Source organism: Bradyrhizobium sp. Ses1, from assembly GCF_059512365.1.
In genome coordinates, this window is the sequence record NZ_JCAMOQ010000098.1 from 1 (window position 1) to 11,661 (window position 11,661).

Here is an 11,661-nt window from a genome sequence, read left to right on the forward strand (position 1 = left end):
CTGCGCCAATACTGGATGCCGATCCGCTACGCACGCGCCCGCTGATCACTGCGGACGTGGGAGCTCTTACCGCTTACACTTTATCTGACGCCAGTAAGCCGTCGTACCAAGGCGTCGAGTCTCGATCTCATTTTTCGACAGTCGGCTTATGTACCGGATCGATAAGAACTTGCCGCTGAGAACAAACGTGCTCGTCGGTTGTACGATATCGAGAATGGCGGCTGGAATCTCACAAAGACGTTCATCGTCGGGCTGCCGCTCGACGAGGGTGGGCACCGGGAGGCGGAGGTTGTTGAGGACCAGGGCCGGTCGTGCCGATCGCTCATTAAGATAAAACGCCGCGCCGTGCTCGGTTTGCCATTCCATCGGCTATGGCAAAGCGAACGACGCTCCTCCCCAAAGCGGATAGTTGTCGACGCGCGGCTCATCAGCTCGAAGGATCGCCGTGGCCTAAACTAACTGCCGCTCGTCGCCCACAATCATGCGTGTGGTCATTCGCCTGCCGGTCCGGCGCCATAGCAATACGCAAGAATGTATTTGGTTCACGCTCTCGGTGCCACCTGATCGGGGTATAGATGCGTGTGATCAGGCGCCCGTCGAACTTCACTTTGACATTGTTGTCAGGCGACCAGGCGCAATCCTTCAGGCATCGTCTTGGAAGTCGATGAGACGGAAGTTCTCCGAGAGACTAGTGACTCCAGCAACGCGCACAGGCCACATCACGGACCTCGTATCGCCTGCCCAAGCCGGGTGCCCGAGCGACGGACCAACCCGCCCGCACAAGCCTGCACGAAGAGGTCACGCCCCGTGCGGTGATGCGTGGACCGACCACCAGGCCGTTTCGGATGATCGGCCTACGCCCGCCTTGGCTCCAGGGGCACAACCCGCCGCGCGGGGCCATTGAGGCGGCAGCGCCATCAATTTGTGGAACTCGATCATCATGCCTTTCGGGCCGAACGCGCCATCGTCGAGGGCATCATGAAAGAGCACGGTGCCGTCTGGGCCCATGGCGCCGGTGCACCGGGCTTAGGGTCGAGTTGCCCCGGCCCCCCGGGCGGCGAGCCGGTCGCGACGATTTTCAGCCAGTGCTCCCCAAAGTTCGATGGCTAGGGGGCAAAACCCGTGAAAAAATGAGAGAATCCCGTCGAAAGGCGTCGAAATCGGATGGATTCCGTTGAAACGAGAGTGTTTAAATTGCCCGCAACCCCATCGTGAAACAATAAAGTTGAGGTTATGATTCGGCCGGCAGGAGAAGACGAGACGATGGCTCGCGGTGAGTTGATGAAGAAATTGCTGGCCAGTTATGGGCGCGACGAAGATTTCCGCGCCGTGGCGGAGCAGATCATCGACGAGGAGGAAAAAAAGAACAACCGAGTACTTGCGCGGAGTTTGCGCAGGACTCTTGAGGCTGGCGCTCGCCGACCGAGCGCTCCAAAGGCACTGGCGCCGCTGATCCCTTTTCCGGAGGCCGCCGCGGATTTTGTCGAGCGCATCGACCCGCAGCATAACGGGAACGATATAATCCTCAGCGCGACGAACGTCCGAGTGCTGCTAGGTCTCGTCAAAGAATACCGTCGCGCCGAGGAAATCCGCCGCCACGGGCTCAAGGTGCGATCGAAGCTACTGTTCTGCGGACCACCAGGATGCGGCAAGACCCTGTGCGCAGAGGTATTCTCGGCCGAGCTTGGGCTCCCACTGTTCCTGGTGAAGTTGGACCGGCTTATTTCGTCTTACCTCGGCGAGACCGCAGCGAACATCCGCAAAACTTTCGAGTTCGCAAGAAAGCAGCCTTGCGTCTTGTTTTTCGACGAGTTCGACGCCCTGGCTCGCACGAGAGATGACAGCGGCGAACACAATGAGCTACGGCGTGTCGTCAACAGCCTGCTGCTGTTCATCGACAGCATGCAGCCGAAGGGCTTCCTCATCGCAGCGACGAACCTCGACAGGGCACTCGACCCAGCGATCTGGCGGCGGTTCGACGAGGTCCTCTGGTTCGACAGGCCGGACGCGGCGATGATCGCGCGCTATCTCAAGCTGAAATTTAAGAATGTCCCGACGGGGTTCGATCCGACCCAATACGCGCGCGCGCTCGACGGCTATTCTTTCGCCGAGATCGAACGCGTCTGCACGCAGGCCATCAAGTCAATGATTGTCGACCGCCGCAAACAGGTACAGGAGCGCGATTTCAATCGGGCGCTGCAGGACGAAGCCCGCCGTCGTGCGAGCCAATCGCGGTTGCCCCCTGTGAGTTGACGCGACTTGCCGCGCTATAATCACCTGGAGCTGGTGCGGCTGCCCGAGCAATTCGAGCGCCGCAAACACGGTCGCGGTGTGCCGCCTCCCGGTCGCGATGGCATGCAGCACGCGAATCGGCTGCGCCAAGAGCTCGACGCGGCACGCGATGAACAGCACCGACGCCGTAAGCCGGAATTAATCGACCCCTCCTTAATACTGCGAGTGCAGATGACCGGGGGGCTGTTCGAGGAGGACTGGGAGAGGCTCGGTCTCACCGTGCTGTCGAGCGACGCCGATCGCACATTGGTCCTGTTCGCCTCGAATGAGGAGATGGCAGACTTCCGTGCCAGGTTGGAGGCCTATCAAGGCGGAGCGCCCCCTGGCCAGAGGCACGCACCGTACAACAATTTTGTCGCCGGGATCGAGACCATCGGGTCGGTCGAACCGCGCGACCGGATTGGCACGCGGCTGCGAGAGGACGGGCTTGCTGAACCGGAGGATTTTGGGGAGGGCGAGCGTTACCTCGTGGATGTCGAAATCTGGGATTTTGGCGACCGGCGCCTAAAGGAACGCAAACTCGGCGAAATGGTGCGGTACCTGGAAGCGCGCGGAGGCGAAGTGCTCGATCAATATCTTGGGCCGTCCATCACGATGTTTCGTGCGCGACTGATAGGCGGATTAGTTCGGACGTTGCTGACGATTGAGGAAATCGCTTCGGTCGACCTGCCACCGTCGCCCGATGTGACGACAACGGAAGCGATGAGCCTGATACTAGAGGCCGCGCCAGCTCTGAACGTGGTGGATGAGAACGCTCCGGTAATTGGCGTTATCGATAGCGGACTTAACCAGCACCCCTTCCTCGCCGACATCGTTGTCGGAGCTATTGGAGTACCGGCCGATCTGGGAACGGCCGATGTGTGGGGACATGGAACGCGGGTCGCTGGCGTAGCCACCTTCGGCGATCTGCGGGCGCAACTCGCCAACGGCGGTTTGCAGCGCGGATCGAGGATCTGTGCCGCGAAAGTCGTGAACGACCGAGGAGAATTCGACGATCGGCGCCTTGTTCCTTCGCAGATGCGCGAGGCCATCACGACGCTTCACGAGCGGTTTGGTTGCCGGGTGTTCGTTATTGCGCTGGCTGATCGGCGGCGGGTGTTCGACGGCGGAAAGGTCGGGACGTGGGCGGCGACGCTCGATGAGCTGGCGCGCGAGCTCGACGTCGTCATCATTGTCGCCGCGGGCAATCGCAGTCCGCGCGGCGGCAATCGCGTTGAACAGGCCGTGACGGAGTATCCGGAATACCTGCTGGAGCCGGCGAACCGGTTTTACGAACCGGCCGGCGCGCTGAACGTCATCACGGTTGGAGCGCTAGCGCATGGCGAAGGCTTGGATGCTGCGATGATTGAAGACGTTCGCGTTCGCCCGATCACTCGAGAGCGTGAGCCTTCGCCCTTTTCCCGCGTCGGTCCGGGTCTCGGCGGCGCAACCAAGCCTGACGTAGTGGACGTTGGGGGAACGCTCATCTTCGACCCGATCGTTGCCCGGCTGCGCGGCGGCGAGGATCTCGCGAGCGCTGGCATTATCACTCTGCACAACGACTACTTGGACTGCCTGTTCACGGCAGCATCCGGTACGTCCTACGCAGCGCCGCGCGTTGCCTTTAGCGCCGGTCAAATTCTGGGGCGGCTACCGCAGGCTTCGGCGAATCTGGTGCGGGCTTTGCTGGTCAGTTCAGCAGAAGTGCCCGATACCGCACATGAGCGGCTGCGGCTCCTTGGCACGGAAGCAATCCGTGCCATATGCGGCCATGGGCTGATTGACCTCGAGCGCGCTACGTTTTCCGATGATGCGCGGGTGACGCTCTACGCTGAGGACGAACTCGCGATCGATCATTTCGCCGTCTATCGGATTCCGATCCCCGAGCCTTTTCAGGCCAACAACGGCGAGCGTACGATTCGCGTCACGCTGGCCTATGATCCGCCCGTCCGGCATACCCGTAACGACTATGCGGGTGTGGGCATGAGTTTCCGGCTGATCCGAGGCTGCGAACCGAACCTGATCTTTGAACACTACCGCCGGCGTGATCAGGCAGAAGGTCCGTTCCCCGAACTTGCCTTACGCTTCAACTGCAAGCTTGAGCCTAGTCCACAGTCCGGGAGAAAGGATCGGTCCAGCGCGCGAGTATCACCTTCAAGCGCGGGATCGAAAATTACGGTGACAATTATTACCTCGTCGTGAGGTGCGAAAGCGGTTGGGCAACCTTCGTCGCTAGTCAGCAATTCGCGGTCGTCGTCGAGTTAGTTCAGCGCGCTGAAGTGCAGCTTTATGAGCGTGTACGCCAGCGCATTCGCGTGTAGGGTCAATCGCATCGTCATCGCACGTTATATGTTCGTTCTTTTCGCGCAGCTGTCGATCGATTATGCGCGGCCTCAACGTCCGGCCGACTCCAGTTCGATTCGAGGTGCACTGTTGCTTTCACGGTAAGGCGGGCGGGCATTACGTTAGTTCGTTCCACGTTGTTCGCTGCCAAGCATGAGGATAGACGTGGCGAGTAATTCGAATTTGTTGCGGGATCCATTCTCGGGGAAACCGAACTAAGTGCCCAGGACCACCCATAAGACTTGCGATCGGGCCACCCGGGGGTTGTATGCCCTGGTCTGCACATCTTTCGCCCCCCGCGTTGATGGCGCTCGCCAATATCGGAGGTAGCAGCACGTCCTGGAATTGAGCGAGATGCAGGGGGAACTGTTCGAGCCAACGACTTTCGTGCTGCGCTCAGCGCTAATCGGGCCAGACGGCACTGCGCCCTTGGTCGTGATCGGCTGCAGTGAGAGCAAACGGACTGAAGCCGCACCGGCAAACAAACTTTATATCTCGGACAGGTTCCGGTTGAGCATAAGCGTCGCGCGCCAACTCGGGGCACCGCACGCGATTCTGTCGGGTAAGCACGGCCTCGTCGCGTGCGAAACCGTACTTCAGCCGTACGACCTAAATCTTACCGATCTGCCTCGCATCGAACAACGCCGCTGGCCAACGAAGTGCTCGACGCGCTTCGGGTCCTGGTCCAGGGACGCAGGATCACGCTTCTAGCTTACCCCAGATACACATCGCCTTTAACTGAACTTAATGAGGCCTGCAGCGCTCCACTCGAGATCATCGCGCCATGGGCGCTGCTGGAGCGGTGGAATATTTCAGTGTGGCTAATCGAGGCCGAACGCATGGCGGCGCGCATCCGCGATCTTAGACGTCTATGTTCATGGATCGACGAGCGCCGCCACAACGGCGACGTATTTGCCTTCCGAAGCCTCGCCGCACAAGCGATACCTAGGCGGGGCGTCTATTTGTTTCTCGACCAGCGGGAGCCCAATTTTTTAGGCGTCAAGCCACGCATTGTGCGGATTGGCACTCCTGCTGCGCCTCGATACGCTTGGCGAACATCGCCGCTGGCGCTACCGCTACTACATCGTTGGGCCAGTCGCCGCACGCAAATCGACGCTCCTCGAACAACTTCGCTGTTTCCAGACCTTTACAACTTTCCCGGAGGAAGGGCGACCAAGGAGCCTTGCCCGCCGAGCCGAGCCGCTTAGAAAACCACCCGCAGAGCAGCCTAGGCGCCCTCCCCGCGGGTGCCGCGGCCCCTCCCCTGCCCGACGATCGTAACACCGGCGTAGCGGGACAGTTCTCCTCCTTCAGAAACTCGCCGGGATACGTGCTGAGATCCTCGTAGCGTCCATACTGATGGTCCGGAGTACTCACCACGGTGACGTCGTTCGACGCATATCGCTCTTGCCCCTGTTCGCGGCATTCGGACTCGCACGCACTCCGCGCAGCGCGCCAGTCATAGTTTGTAAGCCATGACTGCGACTCCTAAGTGGGGTAATAGCTGATAATGCTGATCTTCGAGGGCCTACGAAGCTAATTTGTAGCGGCTATTTGCGTGCAAACCTACCGCGACTGAGACAGCGTCTCGCGAGACCCGCAGTGCGGATCAGAGTGGCTTGGTCACAATCCGTACTTCTGAAGCGCGTAGCCGATCTGGCGCAGCTCAGGCGTCCCGACCCTGGTACGAGCCTTGCTTGATAAAGGGCAAGACCATGTGCTTCGCGCCGAGCCGGCGGATTCCTTCCGCCTTGGTGTCTGGCTCCAGACATGGATGTCTTCAACCGGACACGGTTGAACACAACAACACGCAGCGTCAAACGACGACGATAACGCACGTTGTCCTTAGGAGAGAAGCATGTCCGGTATTGCAGGCGCTTTTCTGTTGCCTTCGAGCCGTTCACAAAAGACGGTTTACGATCGGCTCAAGCACATGGTTCCGAAGCTTGAAAATCGTGGACAGGCGGGGTTCGGCGTTGCCGCGTTCATGCATGCAAAAGGTTTTCAATATACAAAGTCATGTCGGCCACCACGCGACTTCGCAACGATCGATTATGATGAACTGGGTGCGAATTTCAGGCCACATGTAGCGATTGCACATATTCGTACTCCATCTTCCCGGGAGAACAGTGACGGCGACGTCCAGCCCCTTGACAACCATAAAGCCGGCCATCGCCACTTGACCGTTTGTTTGAACGGCGCTTTGGCCAACGCTGATGAACTTAAGGAAGAACTGCTTGCCCAAGGCTATCGGTTTGGCAGCAGAACGGATGCAGAGCTTCTGCTCAAGCTTATTGAGCGCATTTGTCAAAAAGACTATTGGCAGCACGCTCTGCCGGTTGATTACGAGAAAGTCTTTCATGACATTGATGTCCGTATTGATGGGGCAGTCAGCGCACTTTTATTGGATGGTCAAGGTAATCTAACTGCGTTCCGCAATCGTAGTGGTTTGCGGCCTTTGGAATTCATGAAAACCAAAGACGGTTTTGTACTTTTTGCCTCCGAAAATTGCGCTTTCTCCGGACTACAAGGCCAAGCGGACGAGATATTGCCGAGTCACATCAAGTATGTGGACGGACAAACGGGAGATTGCATCACTCGCTTTGTTGGCCGTGCTCGACACAGCCCAAAGCTTTGCGCCTATGAGACGCTCTATCTAGGAAATACGAAAACGTCGATACGAGGCCACTCTCATCTGAGCACCCGTCACAATATAGGCGTTACCCTGGGTCGAATTATCTCGCCGACTTTAGTGGTCGAAACGGGCTCCGCCCCCATCATCGTTTCTTCCATGCCGAGTACGGGAAAGCCGTATGCCGATGGTCTATTCGCATCTCTGGCCGAACAACAAGGTGCCCTCGTTCAAAGGCACGAAGTGATCGCAACATGCTGCTCGGAGCGCACGCTTATAGGCATCGCTGGCGCACGCAAATCGCTTATCGCGCAAAAGTACCGGGTCGCAAGCAAAGATATTACAGGCCGAACCATAATTATAGCCGATGAGGCGCTCATTCGCGGCGATACAAGCCGGGCAGTGACGGAAATGCTCCTTGCCGCCGGGGCCAAGGCTGTGCATTGGGCAATCGGTTCTCCGCCCATCGTAGCGCCAAATTACTACGGCATGGGTATCGACACGATTGATGAGTTGGCGTTCTGGAAAGTCTGGAAAACATTGCCACCCGAACCGCGACAGAAAAGTCTGTGTTTCCATAAAATCGAGTCGCAAACGCTCACGGTCATCGAAAGGCACATTGCTTTGTCCATCAATGCTGCCAGCGTCACTTATCTGCCCTTTCTTTCTCTCGTATCCTTGCTGCCGCAGGGGCATGATGGAATCGATCTATCTCCGTTTACGTTCGAGATGCCAACTCCTGCGGGGCAAAAACGCGCGAACGAAAACTTGAATAGATTGGTCGCCGATCTCGCCTTCACAAAAGTATCCGCTGCCTGAGGTCACGATGAAGCCGGCTCTTGTATTCGATTGGAACGGCACTCTGCTCGACGATGCCGATGCCTTGCTGCAAACGACGAACGCCATTCTGAGCCGCTTCGGCCGCGCTGCCATCGACATGCAAACTTTTCGGGACCAGTGCGACGTTCCACTTTCCGTCCTTTACCGCAATCTCGGAATGTCGGAACGCGAAGTCGAAACAGTGGATAGCGATGGCAGCGCTATTTTTCACGACACCTACGAGCCGCTGGCGAGCAAAGCCGATCTGCGCGACGGCGCCCGCCGCATTTTGGAAACAGCGCGTCAACAGGCCGTTTCAACCATCATTCTCAGCAACCATATAGTCGAACCCCTTCGCATCCAGTTGCGAAGGCTTGGAATCGACGATTGCGTCAATGAGGTTCTGGCCTTTGAAAGCCGGGCTACTCAATACAAAAGCATGAGCAAAGGCGAACGGCTTCAATTGTACATGCAAACACACAATCTGAACCCTGGGTCAACCGTCATCATCGGGGACATGCCGGTCGAAACGGATATTGCACGCAATCTTGGCTTGATCAGCGTTGCCATTACCGGCGGGTTTGTGTCCGAGTCGCGTTTGCACGCGGCGCAGCCGGATTACCTCATTGATAACCATCATAAGCTGCTGCGCATTCTGCAAGAAACCGGCTTTTTTCCAAATGCATAGTGAGCGAGAGCATGACTGAAAATCCATTATCAACCGCAACGCCTATGCCAGCGCGACAAAGGATCGGCCTGATCGGCGCAGGACGCATGGGAACCGGCATAGGGATCAGTCTTTTGCGTCATGGCGCCGAATTGCATATCAAAGCCAACAAGAACCGTAGGGGTGCGGAACGTTTAATCGGCATGGGCGCTTGTGAACATGCTTCCATTGCTGAATTGGCCAGGCATGTAAATGTCGTCGTTTTGTCCTTGCCTTCAAGCCGCGAGGTTGAGGCAGTCTGTCTTGGGCAACACGGATTGTTCGCGCATTTACCCCGACAGGGTCTGATACTTGACTGCACAACGTCTTATCCTGCTTCAACGCTCGGTTTGGCCGAACAGGCCCAAAAGCATGGCTTAGCCTTTATGGATGCCCCCGTAACGCGAAGCCCTGAACATGCAGAGCAAGGACGTCTAAACGCCGTTGTTGGATCGGATGAGAAAAATTTCCGTATCGCTGCCGGTATTCTTGCTGCGTTTTGCGATGGCATCGTCCATGTCGGCGATGTTGGGCAAGGCCATAAGCTCAAGCTGGTCTATAACGGCATGACGATGGGCATAGCGGCGGTAGCTGCCGAAACTTGCCGGTTTGCCGATGGCCTTGGCGTTGATCTTGCAACCTTGCGCTCGTTGGTCAGTCGCGGCGCGACCAACAGCGGAATATTCCAAAACTTCGCAGCCTTTATGTTGGGCGAACGACCGGATGTTTTGGCTATATCCATTACCAATGCCGCAAAGGATATTGATTGCGCCGTGCGGTTAGCAGGCGAAACCGCGATAGCCGTGCCGGTTCTGACTGCCGCCGCGGAAAAATTACACACCTCTGTTGCCGAAGGCAAAGGTGAACTCACCTTACCTCATCTCGCGCTTCTCTGAGGACAACGGATGACATAGTAACAGCACCCGAAAAGCTGGTGTGCTGCACACTTCGATGACCGTCGCGATTTCGGCAGTCGGCGGTTGTTCCTGACCCGGAACGTGCCGCGCATATTGTGTTTCGATTCTTGGTTGTTCTCCTTTGCCGGTGCTGCCCTGAACAATTCGCTGACGGTGGATGGGCGCTGTCGCCGAAGATCGAACACAGTTCCGCTTAATCTGCGATTGGCTTCTCGCTGAACAACAAATCCTGAAAATCTGTGCAACCGTGCGGGTCGCCGAAAATATGCCGAAAAGATAGGGCGCTTACGGGTTGGTCGGAGCTGTCTATGACGGCAGATTCCCTGCCCGAAATCACAGCGAGGCTAGCGTGAGGGTTTTCCGCAACCGGCCATCTCAGACGGGGAGGAAACTCACAGTGTCACAAACATTTATCCCGCACGCACCAACGGTCAAATCGCGCATCGGCGGGATTTTGCGTGCGACGAGCGGCAACTTCCTTGAGCAGTACGACTTTTTTCTGTTCGGCTTTTACGCCAGCGCCATTGGCAAGGCGTTCTTTCCGTCCGAGAGCGAAACCGCTTCGCTGCTCAACACCTTCGGCGTGTTCTGGCTCGGCGCCCTGATGCGTCCCGTCGGCGCGATCGTGCTCGGGGCCTATATCGACAAAATCGGCCGTCGGCAAGGCCTGATCGTCACACTCTCAATCATGGCGGTCGGCACCGTGATCATTGCCTTCTGTCCTGGTTACGCGACAATCGGCGTTGCCGCCCCCATCATCGTGCTGCTCGGAAGGTTGCTGCAGGGCTTTTCCGCCGGCGTCGAAGTCGGCGGCGTTTCGGTCTACCTGTCGGAGATCGCAACCCCGGGCAAGCGCGGCTTCTACACCTCGTTCCAGTCCTCCAGCCAGCAGGTCGCGATCTTTGTCGCAGCGATCGTGGGCTACGTGCTGAACGAATCGATGCCGGCCGAAACAGTCGCCGCCTGGGGCTGGCGCATCCCGTTCTTTCTTGGCTGCCTAATCATTCCGCTTATCTTCTTCCTGCGCCGGACGCTGGAGGAAACGCCGAAATTTCTGGCGATGAAGAAGCATCCCACTGCCCGCGAGGTCTTTGCCTCGGCACTCGCGAACTGGCGCATCGTCATCCTCGGCATGGTGATCGCGATCCTGACCACAACGACCTTCTATTTCGTCACCGTTTACACGCCGACATTCGGCAAGAACGTGTTGAAGCTGTCCTCCCAGGACGCGCTCTTGGTGACGCTTATGGTCGCCGTGACTAACTTCATCTGGAATCCCATTGGCGGGGCGGTATCTGACCGAATCGGCCGCAAGCCAGTTCTGCTCGCCATCGCCGGCCTTGCGTTGGTGACCGCCTATCCGGCTTGCACTGGTTGGTAAGCGCGCCCACTTTCGGCAAGATGCTGGTTGTGGCTATGATGTTCTCGTTCTACTTCGGTATCTATAGCGGCACTATGCTAGCCGCTCTTGTCGAGATCGTGCCGAAGCATGTGCGCACAACCTGCTTCTCGCTGGCGTTCGCGCTCGCGGCCGCCTTGTTTGGCACTTTTACGCCACTCGCCTCGACTTGGCTGATCGATCGGACCGATGACAAGGCTTCACCCGGCTTCTGGCTGATGCTCGCAGCCGTGCTGGGCATCATCGCGGCACTCACCGTCTATCGCGGGACAGCCAAGCCCTCGAGAGTTGCAAAGCCGTCGCGACCCGAGAGCGGTGCAAGCCACACCGCACTCGCCGGCAGTCCGAACCGCTGACCGGGTGAACCGTCGAACTTCTGTGACATCACGTGCTCCTTGTCTTCGGTGCCCTGCCAGCATTCTTGCTGGCAGGGCGGGAGTACGGCCGGATTACTTCATTAACGAAAGGTGCGCCTCGGCAACGAGAGCTACGTCGATCTAGTACCCACTTTTCTTGGATCGTGAGTCGTGATTCAAGATATGGATGATCCCCGAAGCAAGAGAAGTCCACCTTT

The 11,661-nt window shown here is 57.9% G+C and carries 7 protein-coding genes and 1 pseudogene; all 8 read left to right on the forward strand.

Translation table 11 applies throughout. From position 1 onward, the window contains the following. The first annotated feature begins 1,281 nt into the window (after positions 1-1,281). The 8 genes and pseudogenes from AC5ZG5_RS44465 (at position 1,282) to AC5ZG5_RS44500 (ending at position 11,443) form a co-directional block, all read left to right on the forward strand. On the forward strand, positions 1,282-2,253 hold the full coding sequence (locus AC5ZG5_RS44465; RefSeq protein WP_456645711.1) for an AAA family ATPase: 972 nt from the start codon (positions 1,282-1,284) through the stop codon (positions 2,251-2,253). 6 nt (positions 2,254-2,259) lie between these two features. Continuing rightward, positions 2,260-4,473 carry a S8 family peptidase gene (locus AC5ZG5_RS44470; RefSeq protein ID WP_456645710.1) on the forward strand — a complete coding sequence of 738 codons (2,214 nt, stop codon included), beginning with the start codon at positions 2,260-2,262 and terminating at the stop codon, positions 4,471-4,473. Between the two features lie 495 nt (positions 4,474-4,968). Continuing rightward, positions 4,969-5,325, forward strand: coding sequence for a DUF6884 domain-containing protein (locus AC5ZG5_RS44475; RefSeq protein WP_456645709.1), 357 nt, complete (start codon positions 4,969-4,971; stop codon positions 5,323-5,325). A gap of 128 nt (positions 5,326-5,453) precedes the next feature. After that, positions 5,454-5,822, forward strand: a complete 369-nt coding sequence (locus AC5ZG5_RS44480) for a GIY-YIG domain-containing protein (RefSeq protein ID WP_496138723.1) — start codon at positions 5,454-5,456, stop codon at positions 5,820-5,822. 650 nt (positions 5,823-6,472) lie between these two features. Further along, entirely contained in the window at positions 6,473-8,065 is a 1,593-nt protein-coding gene (locus AC5ZG5_RS44485) for an amidophosphoribosyltransferase (protein ID WP_456645708.1), read from the forward strand. A 7-nt stretch (positions 8,066-8,072) separates the two neighbouring features. Further along, the gene (locus tag AC5ZG5_RS44490; RefSeq protein ID WP_456645707.1) at positions 8,073-8,753 is read left to right on the forward strand and encodes an HAD family hydrolase; all 681 of its coding nucleotides are present in this window, start codon (positions 8,073-8,075) and stop codon (positions 8,751-8,753) included. A gap of 11 nt (positions 8,754-8,764) precedes the next feature. Further along, complete coding sequence (locus tag AC5ZG5_RS44495) at positions 8,765-9,667, forward strand: NAD(P)-dependent oxidoreductase (RefSeq protein ID WP_456645706.1); 903 nt, start codon at positions 8,765-8,767, stop codon at positions 9,665-9,667. Positions 9,668-10,085: 418 nt separating this feature from the next. Further along, a pseudogene (locus AC5ZG5_RS44500) lies at positions 10,086-11,443 on the forward strand (MFS transporter). Positions 11,444-11,661 lie beyond the last annotated feature (218 nt).